This window comes from Rufibacter sp. LB8, assembly GCF_014876185.1.
In the GTDB taxonomy this organism is placed as follows: Bacteria; Bacteroidota; Bacteroidia; order Cytophagales; family Hymenobacteraceae; genus Nibribacter.
Genome location: NZ_JADALJ010000001.1, coordinates 3,529,689 through 3,546,961, shown reverse-complemented (window position 1 = coordinate 3,546,961; position 17,273 = coordinate 3,529,689). Strand labels below are relative to the sequence as shown.

The following is a 17,273-nucleotide window of genomic DNA, read 5'->3' as shown; positions in this document are numbered from 1 at the left end:
GTTTTTGGCAGCAGATGCAAACAAAAAGCCGTTTTGGGGCTCATTTCTGAAAATGAGCCCCAAAACGGCTTTCATGCCTAAGGGAAACAACTTCACTTGCCAAGGCTACACCTCCAGAAAAGGCTGGCTTTGGGTTACTGGGCCAGGCGTTGCCAGACTTCATGAACCGGACTGCCGGTGCTGCTTTGGCCGGTGTGCTGCCAGCGGCCGTCTTTCATCTCAAAATTGAACGTTATCTGCATACCCACGCGGCTGCTGTCACGGGAGAAGAACTCAATGTGCTCGGTGTATTTTCCGTCTTGGGCGGTGTAGGTGCCGCCGCCGGTGCCCGAGAACGCCGCCGTCTCAGAGTTGAAGGCAATCCACTGGAACCGGTCACCAGAAAGAATCTTGATGGTCTTGCGGGGGCCTTGCACCATGGGCCGAAGCTGCCCGTCTTGCCCCAGTCTATGGCTGATTCGCCACGCGCCGGCCAACGGCGAGCGCGCTGTTTTTTCCTTCCCTTTCACCCAGGTCTGCGAAGCCTGAGCCTCACCCGGCAGGGTCAGTTGCCAAGCGCCGTTCTGCTTTTTGACCGTGCCCAAAATGGACTGACCTACCTTGGTGCTGTCAAAGGTGTGGAACTCAAATTTACCCTGGAACTTACCCTCAGAAAGCGTGTAGGTGCCGCCGTAGGTGCCCAGGAATTTCTTGCCGGCCTTGTCAAAATGCGCCACTGAGAAGAAACCGTCGGCCAGGGTTTTGACCACGGTGGCTGTCTGGTTTTTACCGGCGGCAGGGCTCAGCAGTTGCCAGGCACCTTCCAGGTCTGCGGGGGCAGGCGCGGTTTGGGTCTGGGCGAAGTCAGTGCTCAGAAAACCAGAAGAGATGTTCGCATCAGACATGAAAAAACCGAGCCAGCCCAGCAGCACCAGGCCCACAGCGGTTTTCAGAGAGAAGAATTGGAAAACAGACATAGCACAATGAGAATAACGTTACGCAGGCTTATAACTTGCAGAAAATGGAGATGAACTGCGTTTTGGGGCTCATTTCCAGAAATGAGCCCCAAAACGCCGGTATCAAAGATAAACGGAAACTACACCCCAAACTGTTGCAGGTGGTGGTCCAGGTGCTTGTAAAACATGGTGTTCCATTCCTGCGCGGTGAGTTCGCCAAATGAAAGCGAAGGCTTGCCTTCAAAATACGCCTCGCCCAGTTGCTGGGTCTGTTGGATGTACGCAGTGAGCCGGGCTTTCTCCTGGGCAAAATCCTTCGTCTCTTTCATAAGAAACACCGGCGCGGTTCTGCTGTTTTTGGGGTACGGCTTGGGGCCCACCACCGCTTGCTTCACCACCAGTTTCAACAGCAACCGCATAAGAAAAGATGGCCTTGGGTGCTTCTGCTCAAACGCCATTTCGTACATCACGTTGCAATGCGCCAGCATCTGCCCCACCGTCATCTTCCCCCACAAAGGTCTGGAATCTGGCTCTAAACGGTTGATCCGGGCCACCAAGGCCGTGACCGATTCTGACTAAAACACGTTGTGCATAGCGGTCTGTTTATGGGTGTAATAATCGGGCTCGGGTCAAATATAAGAAACCAACCCAACAATCAGTAACCCGCTGGCTATCTGCTAAATCACTCCAAAATAATTTCCGTTTTCGGGCTCATTTCCAGAAACGAGCCCGAAAACGGAAAAATCAGACTTTATTGCTTGGCAGATTGCCCCAGGGCGTTTTTCAATTCATCGCCCAGCGGTGAAACGGCCGGCCCGAAGTAATGCGTGAGCACGCCGTTCTCGTCTAGCAGGTATTTGCTGAAGTTCCAGTCGGGTTGGTGTTGGTTCCAGCCGTTTTTCTGGGGTTCTGTGAGCCAGGCGTACACCGGGTGCTGTCCGTCTTTCTTCACCACCACGCTTTTCTTGGACAACGGGAACGTGACGCCGTAATTCACCTGGCAGAACTGCGAGATGGTCTGGTCATCATCTTTCTCCTGTTCCTTGAAATCATTGGCCGGAAACCCGATGATGGCCAGTTGGTCTTTGTGCTGCTCCTGCAAGGCCTGCAGTTCTTCATATTGGCCGGTGTAGCCACAGTTGGAGGCCGTGTTCACCAGCAGCACTTTCTTGCCTTTCAATGCGCTGAAATCCAGCGGCTGCCCGTTGTTGAGCGTGGCCTGCAAGCTGTGGAACGGCTGCGCCGGGGCGGCTTTCTGCTTGTTCTCCAGCACTGTTCCTTTGGCCGTGCCCTTGCTCAGTTTCATGATGAGCGGGTACAGCCATTTCAATAGTTTCTTTTTCATAGCGGTACAAAATTATCCTTTTTACGGCCGCTCGCCAGTTGTAGCCATCCTGTTTTCGGGCTCATTTCCAGAAACGGAGCCGAAAACGGAAACCAGGTATCTGTTTGTACATCGCCATATGCTGTCTGGTGTTGTTTCCTTCTACTTTTCTGGCGAAAGAAATCGATCTGGTCTCCTAAACTTCTGCTTAGTTGGTTAACAGGCTTTTCATGACCGTAATGGTTTCTTCTGGCGCGGCGCCCAGGCCTTGCTGCTGGTGTACAATTTCGCCTTGGGCGTTCAAAACGGTGATCAGGTTAGAATGCGCGAACTCGCCGTTCAGAGCCTTCCGGTATTTCACGTTCAGGACGGCGGCCAGTTCCTGGGTGGTTTCCTCCGGGGCGGTGAGCAGGGTCCAGCGGTTCTGGTCCAGGTCATGCTCGGCGGTGAACTTGGCCAGTTGGGCCGGGGTGTCGCGGACGGGATCAATGGAGACCAGCACAATCCTGAAATCCTCTGTCGCAAATCTGGTCAGGCCTTTTTCAATGCGTTGCAGATCTGCCAGGGTTCTGGGGCACGCGAACGCGCAGCTTGTGTACACCATGGCCACCAACACCGGCTTCCCCTTTAATTCTTCCAGTTCAACAGTTTCCTGCTTTTGGTTTTTCCATGTTGAGCCGAGGTGGTAAATAGACAAATCTGATAACGTGGGGCTGGAAGCGCCCGCAGTAGCTTTGGTTTTTGCCGGTTCTTGCTGCTCTACGGCAGCATCTTGACAGCCCGTTGCAAAAAAAGCGCCTGCCAGCGCCAGGGAATATAGAATATTTTTCATGACCAGATTTTTAAGGAGATTTAGCGGGAGGCCTGGGGCAGACTTTGGGCGCACCTGAAACCCAGGTTGCCCACCGTGTAATTGGCCTTTAAACTAGACCTGAACGCATAGCGCATAAACGCCACGTAGTTTTTGACGTTGGTAGCCCCGCTGGCCCCGGAACCGCAGAATTCCTGCTTGTCAAGGCTTGCGTTTGACCGGCCTTCGCCCACCAGCAGGGTAGAGTTGTAGTCTTGGGTCCATTCCCAGACCAGGCCAATCATGCCTTGCACGCCGTAATAGTTTTTAAAACTCTCCTGCACCGGCGGCAAGAATTTAGGGTTGGGTTTGCTGTACCACTCCAGGCTGCGCTGGTAGAATTTCTCGTCATTAGTGGCGTTGGCCTTGGTCTCAGAGGCCAGCGCGGCAAATTCCCACTCGTTGGTGGTGGGCAGGCGCTTGCCCTGGCATTCACAATAGGCTTTGGCTACAAACCAAGACACGTTGATCACCGGGCTCTGGCTGATTTTGCTTTTCTCCTGACCCATGGCCGCCCCTGCGCTCCAGTGCCTGAGGTAATTCTGGTCAGAGAAAATACGTTTAATGGTGCTTTTGGCCCACTTTGGGTTGGCCTGGAGAAAGGCCTCAAACGCTGCATTGGTCACCGGGTATTTGTCTAGCAGAAAGGGCGCCACCGTCACCGGCTGCGTATCTGACCCGTACAGCGGCACAAAAGAACCGCCCTTGATAGGCAGGGCTGGTGCGCCGGTAGATTTCTTTTGTCCGGCTCCGGGCAAGGCCAACACCAGAAGGAAAAAAAGGAGAAGAAAATATCGGCCCATTTCAAGTTGACTTTAAGAATCTGAATAAAAAATCCCCATCAGCCGCCAGGAAAAAATTACGTCTGGCAGCCGATGGAAAAAGTATTGCTTAATGATTAGGCGCTTTGGCGCGGGCTTTTTTCACTTGCTCTGGTTTCACCTCACCGCCTTTGTTGCCCCATTGGCTGTAGACGTAAGTCATCACGTTGGCCACTTGCTCATCGGTGAGTTTGAGTTGGGGCATGGTACTGTTGTAAAGTTCGCCGTTGACTTTGATCTGGCCTTCCAGGCCATGCACCACCACGCCAATGGCACGGTCCACGTTTTCGTTCAGGTAATCAGAGTTAGCCAGGGGCGGGAAAGCGCCTTTTATGCCTTGCCCCTCTGCCTGGTGGCAGGCCTGGCAGTTCTGGGCGTACACCGCTTTGCCTAGGGCCACACGGCCATCTTTGGTGCCAGCCACCGGCGCGGCCGGAGCCTCAGAGTCTGGCATGTTCTGAACGGTAGAGCCCTCTGGCTGGTAGATTTTATCCATGATCTGCCCAGAGTAGGTGCGCTTGTCTTCTTTGCCCTGTACTTTTAGCATGCCCAGCGCACCTTTGTTGAATGCCCTGAAAATGGAGTGATCTACCAATACGTAGTTACCCGGCACATCTACTTTAAATTCTGTGATGGCTGCGCCGCCCGCTGGCACCAGCGTGGTCTGCACGTTTTCATTTAATCTGGTGCCGCCCTCTGGGTACACTTTGTCAAAAATTTCACCAATCACATGAAAAGAAGATACCAGGTTAGGTCCGCCATTGCCCACAAATAACCTTACCGTCTCACCCACCTGCGCGGTCAGCGAATTCTCCCCGGACAAGGACCCCACAGAACCGTTGAACACTACATAGGTAGGCTGCTCTTTGAGGGCTTTGGCCATGTCAAAAGGTTGCAGGCCCGGGGCACCAAAATCGCCTTTGGTATAGAAATCACCTTGCATGATGTAAAATTCCTTGTCTACCGGCGGCAGGCCTTCTTTGGGTTCTACCAGAATAAGGCCATACATGCCGTTGGCAATGTGCATGCCCACCGGCGCGGTGGCGCAATGGTACACGTACAGGCCAGGGTTAAGCGCTTTAAAACTAAAGACGGTCTCATGGCCTGGTGCGGTAAAAGTGGAGTTGGCCCCGCCGCCGGGTCCGTTCACGGCGTGCAGGTCAATGTTATGCGGGTTCTTGCTGTCTGGGTGGTTCATGAGGTGGAACTCCACTTCATCTCCTTCTCTGATTCTTATGAACTTGCCCGGCACCACGCCCCCAAAGGTCCAGAAGGTATATTCTACGCCGTCAGCCAGTTTCTTCACCACTTCAGTTACTTCTAAGCGCACCACCACCTTGGCCGGGTACTTGCGCGTAATGGGCCTGGGCACCGCCGGGGCCGAGGTTAAAATGGCATCTACCTGAGGCATGTAGTTCTTGCCTTTTTGCACAGCAGCATCAGCAATTTCTTTTTCTCTGTCCATTTTCTGGCAAGAGACCAGAAAGAGCAGGCCCAGCGCGTAGATGGCCAAGCCAAGGGCACGAAATATTCTGGAAGCGGTCAACGGGCGTATCATGATTTTTAGGATTAGGAAAGGACACTTTATAGTTCTGTAAAGCTCGGGGGTGGGCACCGGGTATCACATGACATTGGTCATTCAAAAACCTGATAAAGATTAGTTTAGGGCCCAGGCAAAAGGGCCATGCCGCAAAAGGCAGCTAAAGAAAGCAGCCCTCCTGTTTTTGGCCTCATTTCTGAATATGAGGCCAAAAACAGGAGGGCTGTTCTGGTACAATTCACAGGTACCAAGGCTGCTTCTGCTGACGCCTGTACAATCCCTAAATCACCGGTGGCTGGGTCTCATCTAAGGGGTGGTGCGCCGGAATGTCTTTGGACACATCCTCCTCTGCATGCAAAGACCGCCCCGTTTTAAGACCAATGACAAACCAGGCCAGCGCCAGCACTCCCACCGCAAAGATGGTGTCCCCAATTACGCGTAGCCAGCGCAAGATCTCCATGGTGTCTGTCTGCAGGAACTCCGCAGAGCGGGCGTACCAGAGGCCGTATTTCACGCTGGCCCAGGTTTGCATAAGGCCAATGGGCAGCACACTGATCAAGACCATAAGCGCAAGCCCAATGTTGATGGACCAGAACGCGAAGCGGATAACCCCGTCTTTCCAGCGTCTTCGGCTAGACAGCCCTTTGAGCACAAACAGCATGAGGCCTATGCCCAGCACACCGTACACCCCAAACAAGGCCGTGTGCGCATGCACGGGGGTGGTGTTGAGCCCCTGCATGTAGTAAAGCGCAATGGGCGGGTTAATCAAAAACCCGAAGATGCCAGCCCCCACCAAATTCCAGAAGGCTACGGCTATAAAGCAGTAGATAGGCCATTTGTACGCCGTGATCCAGGTAGTGGACCGGCTTAGCGTAAAATTGTGGTACGCCTCAAACCCAATCAAGACCAGCGGCACTACTTCCAGCGCACTAAAAGTGGCACCCAGGGCCATGACAGACGTGGGCGTACCAGAGAAGTACAAATGGTGGAACGTGCCAATGATACCGCCAAACAAGAAGATGATGGTGGAGAACAACACGGTGGCGGTGGCCATTTTGGTTTCAAGCAAGCCCATGCGCACAAACAAAAAGGCAATGACCACGGTGGCAAATACCTCAAAGAATCCTTCTACCCAAAGGTGTACCACCCACCAGCGCCAGTACTCCGCAATGGCCAGGTTGGTATGCTGCCCCCACATGAGGCCGGCAGCCCAGAACAAGGCAATGGCGGCAGAAGAGATGAGAAACATGCCCAGCAAATGGCGGCCTTCCGCATCTGTTTTAAAGGCTGGCAGAATGGCCCGCACCATCAAAAACAGCCACAGGAACAAGCCTACCAGCAGAAACACTTGCCAGAACCGACCCATGTCTACGTACTCATAGCCTTGGTGCCCAAACCAGAAGTTCTCGCCGTAGCCCAGTTTCTGCATGACGCCAAACCACTGACCGGCCAAAGACCCCGCCACAATAAGGAGCAGGCAGATGAACAGGAAGTTAACGCCCAGCCGCTGGAATTTAGGTTCATAGCCAGACACCGCCGGGGCTATGTACAAACCAGTAGCCAGCCAGGAAGTGGCAATCCAGAAAATACCCAACTGCACATGCCAGGTGCGGGAAATAGAGTACGGCAGGTAATCTGCCAGCGGAAAACCGTACAAGGCCTGGCCTTCTACGCCGTAGTGGGCGGTGACTACCCCAAGGGTTACCTGTACCACAATAAGGGCTGTCACAATCCAGAAATACTTAAGCGTGGCCCGCATAGACGGCGTGGCCCGTAAGCCCAGCAGCGGGTCTTCTTTGGGAAGCTTGCTGTGGTCCAGTTCCTCTTCTTTGTGTGAGGCGTAATAAAAGGCCAGCAACCCAATACCTGCAATGAGCACAATCACGCTAAACCCTGTCCAGATAAGTAAGTCTGGGCTGGGGCGGTTGCCTACCAGGTCTTCGGCGGGCCAGTTGTTGGTATACGTAATGTCTTGGTTGGGCCGCTCTGTCACGCAGGCCCAGGTGGCCCAGAAGAGGAAGGCGTTCAGCTTGCGCATGCGCTCAGGGTCTTCTACGGTGTAGTTTTTCATGGCATAGGCATCGCGTAGCGCAGCCAGGGCAGGGTCATTCATGAACAGCCCGGTATAATGCGCGCTTACCTGGGCAATGGCCTGGGCCCTTAGGTTAGAGATGGTAAGGGTTTTGGTGGCCACATCATAAGTGTTCAGGCGAATTTGCTTTTGGAGGCGGGCCTGTAACTGGGCTTTGGTTTCAGCATCAAGGGCGTCATAGTTAGTGCCTTTGGCTTGCTGGGCCCAGGTGTCAAGAAAGAACATGGCTTCTTTGTGCAGCCAATCGGCGGTCCAGTCTGGCGCGGTGTAGGCGCCATGGCCCCAAATAGAACCCAGTTCCTGCCCTCCGGTAGATTGCCACACGTTTTGCCCATCCATGATGTCTTGGGCCGTAAAGATGGTTTTGCCAGAAGTAGTGACCACGCGCTCCGGAATAGGGGGCGCTTGCCGGTAAATTTCAGAACCATAGTAACCGAGAACAGCAAAGGACCCGACGATAACGGCCAGGAACCCGAGCCAGAGTTTTTTATACCTCATAATGGTAGGTTTTGGTAAAAGTGTACAAATAGAATTGGGTTAGTTAAAAGCAAAGCGGTGGGCTTTTTAGAGCCTATTTATATTTCTTTTGTGCGCTGCAACTTGCCAGACCGTGAACCTGCGTTCGCCTTTTTATGAAACCGTAGCGTTGCCGTGCTTCTCAAAAAATGCTTCTTAAGAACCTTAATCTGCCCTTCTTGGCCGGCAAAATGGAAATCTCAGCTCTTTGGCAAAATGACGTAGGGCCTAAGCGCTGGTTGACCCGCAGAAACATCAACCCAGTCGGCTTTTTTACCTAGTCTTTAATGGGAACCCCAACAACAGGCCACCTCTTTTTTTAGACACGTGTCTGGCACAAAGGTCATTTTGGGGAGTAGAAAGAAAAATGATATTAATCATAGATAGAAGACACATTTGTCTTTTTATCTGAGGGGATGCAAGGTCTATTTTTGCCTTTTAACAGCGCCCTACCAGGCAAACCGCTCCTTTGCGCATGACCCAACACAGTAAAAGAAAATGGTTTTTGGTCACCCTGGCTAATTTGTTGGTGGTGGCGTTACTGGGGCTTTTTTTGCGGTGGATGGTAGTGGGCTCTTCTGGTGGCTTTACCTACAAGCATGTGTTGCACGCGCACTCACATGTGGCGTTGTTGGGGTGGCTGTACGCGGCGTTTTTTGTGGGGCTGGTGGTGGCGTACCTGCCCAAAGAACGGCAAGACCAGAAAACCTATACCTGGCAATTTTGGTTGTCACAGGCCACGGTGGCAGGCATGCTGGTGAGTTTTGCATGGCAGGGGTACGCCGCCATCTCCATTACTTTCTCCACGGCGCACATTTTGCTGAGCTATTATTTTGTGTACCAATTCTTGAAAGATACCCGCCAGGCCCGGGTAGCCCATGGCAAACACCGGTTGTCTTTTCTATTTGTAAAAGCCGCCTTGTTTTTTCTGGTGCTTTCGTCATTGGGCCCCTGGGCCATGGGACCTATAATGGCCACCGGCCAAACCGGGAGCAGACTCTACTTCAACGCCATTTACTTTTACCTCCACTTCCAATACAACGGCTGGTTTACGTTTGCGGCCCTGGGTCTGCTGGTCTGGCTGCTGGAGACCTACCAGATCATGTTGCCGGCCAAACAACTCAGGTTGGTTTTCTGGCTGTTGTTCTGGGCTTGCCTGCCCGCCTACGTGCTGTCTGTTCTCTGGGTCAAACCTGCTGCAGTCTATTATGGCATTGCGGGCGCGGCCGCGTTGGTACAGCTCATGGCCGCAGGCAAACTCCTGCTGCTCCTTCACCAAAACAGCAAACAGATTCTTGCCTTGTTTGGCCCTTGGGCCAAAGCGCTTCTGCTGTTCTCAGGCCTGGCGTTCTGCTTAAAAGTGTTTTTACAGTTCTGCTCGGCGTTCCCGTATGTGGCAGAATTAGCGTACCGCACGCGCCTTTTTATCATAGGGTACCTGCATCTGGTCTTGATTGGTTTTTTGAGCACGCTGGTGCTTGCCTTTTTCTGGAAGCTGGGCTGGCTGAATTTTAGGTCATGGATGAGCCGATGCGGAATGGGGTTATTTCTGGCGGCCTTCCTGGTTACGGAGGTGGTCATGCTTTTGCAGGGCACTTTTTTCTGGCAAGGCCTGGGCGCCCTTCCGCAGTACCACTCTCTTATGTTCTGGTTTAGCACGCTGCTGCCGCTGGGGGTTTTTCTTTTCTTTCTGGGCCAGTTTACCACTACGCCCGCGTCTGGCACCTCCCGTACCTGACAATCTGTTTTAGGGCTCATTTTCAGAAGTGAGCCCTAAAACAGCGGGTTTCATGACCAGCATCATAGGCCCTGGAGACCCGCATCATATACACCCTTTGTGCTCTCCGTTACCTTTGACAGGCGGGTGGCAAAGCCTAAAAGCAACAGGTTGGCAGCCTATCGTCCCATAAAAAATAATGGACATCCAATGAACCTAACTAGAAGAATCTTGCGTTAAAATAATAAAATACCTCTTTATCTTTTATTTAAAGAAATTGGGTTTTACCTTTCGCTCATTCTTTGATACTTCTTAACCAAACCATTACCACTATGGCAACTACTGCAACCCTTGACATGTTAGATGTGACTGTTTTAGAACCGCGCATGAAGCACCCTACCATCTTTGAATGGTTTGATGCCCTCAGGGCCGGCGAAGGATTCATCATCCATAATGACCACGATCCCAAACCGTTGTACTACCAGCTTTTAGGCGAGCGCGGCAACATCTTTACGTGGGAGTACCTGCAGCAAGGCCCCGAAATATGGGAAGTAACCATTACCAAGCTCGCACTCACAGACAAAGAGAGTATAGGTGAACTGGTGGCCAAAGACTTCAGAAAAGCGCAGGTGTTCAAGAAATACGGCATTGACTTTTGCTGCGGCGGTAAAAAAACCCTAGAACAGGCGTGCCAGGAAAAGGGTATTAACCCTGTAACGGTAGAACAGGAGCTGAGCGCCATTCCAGAGTCCAACACCACCGGTGACACTGACTTTAAAACCTGGGATTTGACCTTTCTGGCCGATTACATTGTGAACATCCACCACAAATACGCGCGGGAGGCCATACCAACCTTACAGGAATACACCACCAAAATTGCCCACGTGCATGGGGCCCACCACCCAGAACTGGTGCAGGTGGCTAAGCATTTCACCAACATTGCCAATGAACTGGAAAGCCACATGCCCAAAGAAGAGCGCGTGCTGTTCCCGTTCATTAAGCAATTGAACGCGGCCAGCCAGAAAGGCGAAAAAGTAGACAGACCGGCTTTTGGAAGCATTCAGAACCCCATAAACATGATGGAGATGGAGCATGAGGCCGCCGGCGGTGAGCTGGAAGCCATTAGGGCCCTAACCAATAACTATGCCTTGCCTGCAGATGCCTGCGGCACGTACCGGGTGGCCTTCGCCAAACTGCAGGAGTTTGAAACTGACCTGTTCCAGCACATTCATTTAGAGAACAACATCTTGTTCCCCAAAGCCATTGCCCTGGAGAAAGAAGTTTTAAAGTAAGCGGAGTGGGGCAGCCGTTGTTACTGGCGGCTGCCCTTTCTCCCACAACCAGATAAAAGTACCGTCATGGAGACCGTCATTATTCCCCAAAAGAGAGACAAAAGTTTGGTTCCGCTTTCAAGGGAGCACCATTATGGGTTGCTGTTCTGCTGGAAACTGAGGCAAGGTCTCAAAAACAACACAGACCTGGCCACCCTGCAAGCCTACGTCAAGTATTTCTGGGCGCAGCTCCTGTATGCACATTGCCAGGAAGAAGAATGGTTGCTACGGCGGTTGCTGGTACCCAACGACGTGCTCAGAACCCGCATAGAAGAAGAGCACCGTCTGCTGCAATGGACCATCAACCTGATTCTGGACAGCAAGCGCCTGGTGCCAGAACAGTTTCAAACGCTGCAGCAAGACCTGGTGGCCCACATACGCTGGGAAGAGCGTGAACTTTTCCCGTACCTGCAGAAAGTGGTGCCCCCCGAAGAACTAGCCGAAGCCAGCCAATTGCTGGAGAAACGTCACCCCGATGACAGCACCCAGGATACTTTTGTCCCCGAGTTCTGGAAGAAGTAGTGCCACCTACAAAAGTATAGACGCAAGCCGTTTTCGGGCTCATTTCCGGAAATGAGCCCGAAAACGGCTTTTTAGTTACCCCTCACCCGCCATGGAACTAGCCCCCGCCACCAAAATTTCTGTTATTCTTAAAGCCAACCCCGCCGCCCTTGAAGCTATTGTGAGCATAAACCGGCACTTTGAGAAACTGCGCAACCCCATCTTCCGGAAACTGCTGGCCAGCCGGGTGACCATTGCAGACGCTGCCCGCATTGGCAACTGTACCGTAGAGGCCTTTTTTGAGAAGCTGGGCCCATTGGGGTTCACTATTCCGACCAAAAAAGTAGCACCAGACTTGGTTAAAGAAACCCTTACCGGTGCTTTCCCCGTGTTGCTGGAGAGCCTGCCCCCAAGCGCCTTTACTTACTTAGATGTGCGGGAAAGTATACGTACCGGGCATGACCCATTTCTGGAGATTATGGCCGCCGTTGATGCCCTTCCAGAAAACAAGGCCCTTGTATTGATCAATACCTTTGAGCCTACGCCACTGTACAAGATTCTACAAAAACGGGGAGTGGCCAGCTTTGCGCACCACAAAGAAGAAAACCTGGTGTACACCTATTTCTGGCGCACCTCGCACACAGATGCTCCAGAAGAAGCGGCGGCTGTTTTTCTTTCTGATTTTGAGAAAGTAAAAAAGACGTTCAAAGGCCAACTGCAGACCCTTGATGTACGCGAGATGGAAATGCCCCAACCCATGGTCTCTATTCTGGAAGCATTGGAGAAATTGCCCGCCCACCAGGCCTTGCTCGTAGCGCACCGCAGAGTGCCACGCTACCTGATACCGCAGGTACAGGAACGGGGTTTTGCCCTAGCCCTACAGGAACTGGGCCCAGACCAGGTGCAATTGCTCATCTATAAACAAACCTGAACATGCCAACCGCCAGTCTTTCAAATTCGCCGGGCAAGTGGGTGGTGCTGCCGCATTATGCCTTTGCCGCCTGCGCTTTTCTAACGCTAAGTGTACTGCTGCTTTTCTCTACAGACGCTTTTGCCGGGCACTACTTTCACCCTAAACTCTTAACGCTCACGCACGTGGCAGCATTGGGCTGGGCCACTATGCTTATTTTTGGGGCGCTCTACCAGTTGCTGCCCGTAGTGCTAGAATGTAGACTGTACAGTGAGCGGCTGGCCTATGCCACGTTCGGCTTACTGGCGGTGGGCACCATTCTGCTGGCGTATTGTTTCTGGTTTTTTAACCTGGGTCTGCTATTGCACGTGGCGGGCTGCTGCCTGCTCTTGTCGTTTACGCTGTTCACCATTAATGTATACCAAACCGCCCGGCAGGCTCCTAAATGGACGATTGAAGCAGACTTTGTAGTGACCTCAGCCTTCTGGCTTTTACTCACTGGTATTCTGGGTCTACTCATGGCCGTTAATTTTACCAATCCGTTTCTGCCGCAAGACCACCTGCAGTATTTAAAACTGCACGCCCACATGGGCATGGCCGGGTGGTTTCTGCTGTTGATTATTGGCGTAGGCAGTAAGTTGATTCCTATGTTTCTGTTGTCACACCCCACCGGCACCCGCAAACTCAATTGGTCTTATAACCTGATCAATGCCGGGCTGGTGCTGTTTTTGGCAGACCAACTTTTTTACCAATCACCGTTTATGCCGTGGTACGCCGCATTAGTAGTAGCAGGCATAGCGCTGTTTCTGTGGCACCTCTATGACGCCCGTAAACTTGCCCTTAGAAAAGACTTGGATCTGGGCATGAAACAGACTTTTGTGGCCTTGTTTTTACTTTTGCTGCCCGTTGTGCTGGTGTTTTTAGTGAGCAGCAATGTCGGCTTGCCGCCCAGGTCGCTTTCTGCGCTGTATCTGGTGTATGGGTTGTCGGTTTTTTTGGGCTTTGTATCAGGGTTAATTCTGGGGCAGACTTTTAAGACCCTGCCTTTTATTGTATGGATGCATGCGTACGAGCCACACGTAGGCCGGTGCAAAACGCCGCTTCCTAAAGACCTGTACCATAGCCGTGTGGTGCAGGCGCAGAACAGCTGTTACCTGGTGGGCTATGCGGTGCTGCTGGCAGGTGTTTTACTTCAGGCACCCTTGGTTATTATGGCGGGCAGTGTAGTGTTTGCCGTAGCAGCGTTGGTTTACACCATCAATGTGTTTCACCTGCTGCTGCACCGTGCGCACCAGCTACAACCTTTCACGCATGCAAACGCACCCGCCTGATACCGGCCAACTTGTTCTTGAAGCCCTGCGGCAAGTCATAGACCCCGAGATTGGAATCAACATTGTAGATCTGGGCCTGGTGTACCAGGTGTCACTAGACCAGGAGGTATTGGGCGTTGACCTCACGCTCACCACTCCTGGCTGCCCCATGAGCAGTACCATCATCACGGCGGTAGAGCATATTCTGGCCCGTAGGTTCCCAGAACTCACGGTGCAGGTAAACCTGGTTTGGTCACCTATGTGGACCCCCGACATGATTACCGACGAAGGCAGGCGGCAACTGCGCTAGAACCACTACCTTTGCGCTTAGAAATCACCCAGAAACGCCATGCTGTCAAAAACCACGGAATATGCCCTTCGGGCGATTGTGTACCTTGCCCTCCAGCAGGAGACCGGCAAGAGAATTGGCATCAAGGAACTGGCGCAAGAACTGGAGTTACCCAGCCCCTTTATGGGTAAGATTCTGCAGGATTTAGTCAGGAAAGGGGTGATTGCTTCTTTAAAGGGCCCTACCGGCGGCTTTTTCCTACACCGGCCGGCCGCAGACATTACCATTCTGGAAGTGGTGCGCACCATTGACGGCCTTGAGGCTTTCAAGAAATGTGGCATGGGCATGAAGCACTGCTCAGATACGCACCCCTGTCCGCTGCATGATGACATTAAAGCCTACCGCAATCAATTACTGAACGTGTTTAGCACCAAGACCATGCAGAACCTGGTTGATGGGGTGGCGTCTGGGCAATATTTCATCACCAACCTGCCAGAGACGGTGCTCTAAGAACTTGCCTTTCACCGTCTCTGGGGCTCATTGACGGCAACAGCGTAGGTAGTGATAAGTGCGCATAGCAGGGGCAGTCATTCCTGTTTTCGGGCTCATTTTCAGAAACGGAGCCAAAAACGGAAATGTACCTTATTACAAGAACTTGACCGTGATGTAGCTGTTGGCATTCCTTCCCTGGTCATCTGTGCAGGAGATTTTGAATTTGCCCGCGCGGTCCGGTTCAAAGAACACGCGTTCATCTGCGGCGGCGGACTGCAGGAGTTTGTCGTTCACGTACCAGTAGACTTTTTTAACCTCGTTGAGGGTGTTGCAGTGCAGCATGAGTTTCTGGCGTTCGTCGCGCTCCAGCAGGAATTCCATGTTGGCCGTGGGCGAGGTGATGACCGGCGAGAACTCCTGAAAAATACGGTTACAGCCGGGGTTGTGCGGCGGCAGCTTCTGGAAAGGGAGGTTTTCCTGGGCATAGAAACTGAGCAGCTCCGGAGCCAGGTTGGGATACCATTTCTGCGTGAAACCGCTCTCGGGCTGACAACTGGTGCAGTAGGCGAACTTTCCGTCCACAGAAACCGTCACCTGTTTTAAATGCGCGCATTTGTTTACCCCAGACGTTCCTGGAATGTAGGTATCAATCACCAAATCTTGGCAGAAGCTGTTCACGGGCAAACCACTTTCGGGGCAGACGCTTCTAAAACCCACACTCTTCGGGGCCTGGTACCAACTTTTGGTGCTGTTGTAATCAATGGTATTGAACAGGGAAAACAGCAACGGCGTGGCCGTCTCGGTGCCGTTGAGTTCGGGCACACCCTCGCCGGAGAAATTACCCACCCACACGCCAATGGTATAGTTCTGGTTGTAGCCAATGCTCCAGGCGTCTTTCCGGCCGTAAGAAGTACCGGTTTTCCAGGCGATTTTAGGCAGATAAGCACTATTCTGGGCATTATGCGGCAAATCGGGGCGCTGCAGCTGGGTCAGAATCTGGTTCACCATAAACGCCGAAGCCGCCGACAGCAACTGCTTTTCCTGTTTGACCGTATCTTGCTGCAACCACCGGAGCGGCGCCTGTTTCCCGCCATTCGCGAAGGCGGAATACAACGCCGTCAGTTCTTCCAGCGTTGCGCCGCAGCCGCCCAGAATCATGGACAGACCCAAGTGCTGGCCACGGCGTTTCATCTCAGAGAACTCGGCCTGCTGCAATTTCTGCACGAAGGCCTCCACGCCCATTTGGTCCAGTACTTTCACCGCCGGAATGTTCAACGACGTAGCCAGCGCGCGCTCAATGGTCACGTTGCCGTTATAGGTGCCGTAGTAGTTCTCGGGCCGGTACCCGGAATAATCAATGGGCACATCAGAGACCATGGTTTTGGGCGTAATCAGGCCTTTGTCAAAAGCGGCGGCGTACAGAAACGGCTTCAGCGTACTCCCCGGCGACCGCAGTGCCCGCACCCCATCCACCTGCCCGGCGTGCATACCATCCGTAAAATCGGCGGAGCCGAGGTAGGCTTCCACGGCCTTGGTTTGGTTGTTGAGCACCAGCACCGCGGCGTTGTGAATGTTCTGGGCCTTGAGGCGTTGCAGGTAATTATAGGCCAACTGCTGCACCTTCTCCTGCACCGCCGGGTTCAACGTAGTTTTAATAATGGCCTTGCCGGGATATTTTTGTAGCAACCGGTACGCGTAATGCGGCGCCAGCTTGGGTACCTGCACCCTAGCTGCATCTAAAGGTTCAAACAGCGCGTCTTCAATCGCCTCCTTCGGGAAGGCGTTCAGTTGCCCGTAAGCCTTCAGCCACTTGTTCCGGAAGGCCACAATGCGGTCGTTCTGCACGCCAATCCGCAAAGACGAAGGCTTGTTGGGAATCACCGTGAGCGCCACCGCCTGCGCCAGACTCAACACCCTTGGCGACTGCTGAAAATACAGCACCGAAGCCGCTTTCACGCCCTCAATATTCCCGCCGTAGGGCACCAAATTAAGGTAAAGTTGCAGAATCTCGTCTTTGCTATAGCGCCACTCCAACTGCAGCGCCCGGAACACCTCCACCAGCTTGTTCACGTACGTGCGGTCTTTGGGGTACAGCAGCCGCGCCACCTGCATGGTAATGGTAGACGCTCCCGAGGTTTTCCGGCCTTTGGTCAGGTTGTTCACCACCGCCCGCGCCACCGCCAACGGGTTCACCCCGGGGTGGGCATAGAAATACTGGTCCTCTTTCAGAAGCACCGCTTTTTTCAGCACTGGGTTTATTTCATCTGGCTCCAGCTGCATCCGCCACTTGTCATCCCGGCTCAAAAACGCATGCACCACGCTGCCATCGGCTGCCGTAATCACCGGCGAGTACGACACCTTCATCTGCAACGGAAACGCCCAGTTCAACAACAGAAATATCACCACTGGAGCAGCTACCAACGCCAATGCACGCATGAGCCACTTCTTTCTGAAAAGTATTTTTAAGTGAAATAGCGAGGATTGAAAAAGCGGCATTCTGGTAAAAGTGTAATCTATAAAGTTAATTTCCGTTTTTGACCTCTATTCTGGAAACGGAGCCCAAAACGCGTCTATGGTATTGCCCACCCAGAACCTGGTGACGCATTCCGTCCCCCTTTGAAGGGGGTAGGGGGATGATTTACTTT

Annotated in this window: 16 protein-coding genes; 7 read left to right on the top strand and 9 right to left on the bottom strand. The window is 52.9% G+C overall.

Annotation, left to right across the window (positions count from 1 at the left end; genetic code table 11):
* Positions 1-134: 134 nt before the first annotated feature.
* The 7 genes from IMY23_RS14880 to IMY23_RS14850 form a co-directional block, all read right to left on the bottom strand.
* A complete protein-coding gene (locus IMY23_RS14880) occupies positions 135-956 on the bottom strand; it encodes a membrane or secreted protein (RefSeq protein ID WP_192822853.1) in 822 nt (273 codons plus the stop codon).
* A 119-nt stretch (positions 957-1,075) separates the two neighbouring features.
* Complete coding sequence (locus IMY23_RS14875) at positions 1,076-1,489, bottom strand: DUF1569 domain-containing protein (protein WP_370589864.1); 414 nt, start codon at positions 1,487-1,489, stop codon at positions 1,076-1,078.
* Positions 1,490-1,686: 197 nt separating this feature from the next.
* A complete protein-coding gene (locus IMY23_RS14870; RefSeq protein ID WP_192822851.1) occupies positions 1,687-2,280 on the bottom strand; it encodes a glutathione peroxidase in 594 nt (197 codons plus the stop codon).
* A gap of 187 nt (positions 2,281-2,467) precedes the next feature.
* Positions 2,468-3,091 carry an SCO family protein gene (locus tag IMY23_RS14865; protein WP_192822850.1) on the bottom strand — a complete coding sequence of 208 codons (624 nt, stop codon included), beginning with the start codon at positions 3,089-3,091 and terminating at the stop codon, positions 2,468-2,470.
* 20 nt (positions 3,092-3,111) lie between these two features.
* On the bottom strand, positions 3,112-3,912 hold the full coding sequence (locus IMY23_RS14860) for a formylglycine-generating enzyme family protein (RefSeq protein WP_192822849.1): 801 nt from the start codon (positions 3,910-3,912) through the stop codon (positions 3,112-3,114).
* A gap of 88 nt (positions 3,913-4,000) precedes the next feature.
* Entirely contained in the window at positions 4,001-5,488 is a 1,488-nt protein-coding gene (gene nirK, locus IMY23_RS14855) for a copper-containing nitrite reductase (RefSeq protein WP_192822848.1), read from the bottom strand.
* A 262-nt stretch (positions 5,489-5,750) separates the two neighbouring features.
* Positions 5,751-8,060, bottom strand: a complete 2,310-nt coding sequence (locus tag IMY23_RS14850) for a nitric-oxide reductase large subunit (RefSeq protein ID WP_192822847.1) — start codon at positions 8,058-8,060, stop codon at positions 5,751-5,753.
* A gap of 493 nt (positions 8,061-8,553) precedes the next feature.
* Between IMY23_RS14850 and IMY23_RS14845 the strand changes: the two genes are divergently transcribed.
* Both IMY23_RS14845 and ric read left to right on the top strand, forming a co-directional pair.
* Positions 8,554-9,816, top strand: a complete 1,263-nt coding sequence (locus IMY23_RS14845; RefSeq protein WP_192822846.1) for a hypothetical protein — start codon at positions 8,554-8,556, stop codon at positions 9,814-9,816.
* 311 nt (positions 9,817-10,127) lie between these two features.
* Positions 10,128-11,087 (top strand): iron-sulfur cluster repair di-iron protein, encoded by a 960-nt coding sequence (gene ric, locus IMY23_RS14840; RefSeq protein WP_192822845.1) that lies wholly within the window; start codon positions 10,128-10,130, stop codon positions 11,085-11,087.
* 20 nt (positions 11,088-11,107) lie between these two features.
* Here the strand turns inward: ric and IMY23_RS20355 are convergent, their stop codons facing one another.
* Positions 11,108-11,155 (bottom strand): lipoprotein, encoded by a 48-nt coding sequence (locus IMY23_RS20355; RefSeq protein WP_225986659.1) that lies wholly within the window; start codon positions 11,153-11,155, stop codon positions 11,108-11,110.
* On the opposite strand from IMY23_RS20355, the gene IMY23_RS14835 reads away from it, so the two are divergent.
* The 5 genes from IMY23_RS14835 to IMY23_RS14815 all read left to right on the top strand — a co-directional run bounded on the left by IMY23_RS14835 (position 11,154) and on the right by IMY23_RS14815 (position 14,646).
* A complete protein-coding gene (locus IMY23_RS14835; protein WP_192822844.1) occupies positions 11,154-11,648 on the top strand; it encodes a hemerythrin domain-containing protein in 495 nt (164 codons plus the stop codon). The two genes, IMY23_RS20355 and IMY23_RS14835, sit on opposite strands and share 2 nt — an antisense overlap.
* A 91-nt stretch (positions 11,649-11,739) precedes the next feature.
* Positions 11,740-12,558 carry a DUF2249 domain-containing protein gene (locus IMY23_RS14830; RefSeq protein ID WP_192822843.1) on the top strand — a complete coding sequence of 273 codons (819 nt, stop codon included), beginning with the start codon at positions 11,740-11,742 and terminating at the stop codon, positions 12,556-12,558.
* Positions 12,559-12,560: 2 nt separating this feature from the next.
* Positions 12,561-13,868 carry a hypothetical protein gene (locus tag IMY23_RS14825; RefSeq protein WP_192822842.1) on the top strand — a complete coding sequence of 436 codons (1,308 nt, stop codon included), beginning with the start codon at positions 12,561-12,563 and terminating at the stop codon, positions 13,866-13,868.
* Entirely contained in the window at positions 13,849-14,157 is a 309-nt protein-coding gene (locus IMY23_RS14820) for a metal-sulfur cluster assembly factor (protein ID WP_192822841.1), read from the top strand. Before IMY23_RS14825 ends, IMY23_RS14820 begins: the two co-directional genes overlap by 20 nt.
* 39 nt (positions 14,158-14,196) lie before the next feature.
* A complete protein-coding gene (locus IMY23_RS14815; protein ID WP_192822840.1) occupies positions 14,197-14,646 on the top strand; it encodes an Rrf2 family transcriptional regulator in 450 nt (149 codons plus the stop codon).
* Between the two features lie 135 nt (positions 14,647-14,781).
* Here the strand turns inward: IMY23_RS14815 and pbpC are convergent, their stop codons facing one another.
* Positions 14,782-17,064 carry a penicillin-binding protein 1C gene (pbpC, locus tag IMY23_RS14810; RefSeq protein ID WP_225986514.1) on the bottom strand — a complete coding sequence of 761 codons (2,283 nt, stop codon included), beginning with the start codon at positions 17,062-17,064 and terminating at the stop codon, positions 14,782-14,784.
* Between the last annotated feature and the right edge of the window lie 209 nt (positions 17,065-17,273).

Bases quoted from the DNA above. Each gene is read 5' to 3' on its own strand.
- IMY23_RS14880 (WP_192822853.1), bottom strand. From the start codon at position 956: ATGTCTGTTTTCCAATTCTTCTCTCTGAAAACCGCTGTGGGCCTGGTG.
- IMY23_RS14870 (WP_192822851.1), bottom strand. From the start codon at position 2,280: ATGAAAAAGAAACTATTGAAATGGCTGTACCCGCTCATCATGAAACTG.
- IMY23_RS14865 (WP_192822850.1), bottom strand. From the start codon at position 3,091: ATGAAAAATATTCTATATTCCCTGGCGCTGGCAGGCGCTTTTTTTGCA.
- IMY23_RS14860 (WP_192822849.1), bottom strand. From the start codon at position 3,912: ATGGGCCGATATTTTCTTCTCCTTTTTTTCCTTCTGGTGTTGGCCTTG.
- nirK (WP_192822848.1), bottom strand. From the start codon at position 5,488: ATGATACGCCCGTTGACCGCTTCCAGAATATTTCGTGCCCTTGGCTTG.
- IMY23_RS14850 (WP_192822847.1), bottom strand. From the start codon at position 8,060: ATGAGGTATAAAAAACTCTGGCTCGGGTTCCTGGCCGTTATCGTCGGG.
- IMY23_RS14845 (WP_192822846.1), top strand. From the start codon at position 8,554: ATGACCCAACACAGTAAAAGAAAATGGTTTTTGGTCACCCTGGCTAAT.
- ric (WP_192822845.1), top strand. From the start codon at position 10,128: ATGGCAACTACTGCAACCCTTGACATGTTAGATGTGACTGTTTTAGAA.
- IMY23_RS14835 (WP_192822844.1), top strand. From the start codon at position 11,154: ATGGAGACCGTCATTATTCCCCAAAAGAGAGACAAAAGTTTGGTTCCG.
- IMY23_RS14830 (WP_192822843.1), top strand. From the start codon at position 11,740: ATGGAACTAGCCCCCGCCACCAAAATTTCTGTTATTCTTAAAGCCAAC.
- IMY23_RS14825 (WP_192822842.1), top strand. From the start codon at position 12,561: ATGCCAACCGCCAGTCTTTCAAATTCGCCGGGCAAGTGGGTGGTGCTG.
- IMY23_RS14820 (WP_192822841.1), top strand. From the start codon at position 13,849: ATGCAAACGCACCCGCCTGATACCGGCCAACTTGTTCTTGAAGCCCTG.
- IMY23_RS14815 (WP_192822840.1), top strand. From the start codon at position 14,197: ATGCTGTCAAAAACCACGGAATATGCCCTTCGGGCGATTGTGTACCTT.
- pbpC (WP_225986514.1), bottom strand. From the start codon at position 17,064: ATGCGTGCATTGGCGTTGGTAGCTGCTCCAGTGGTGATATTTCTGTTG.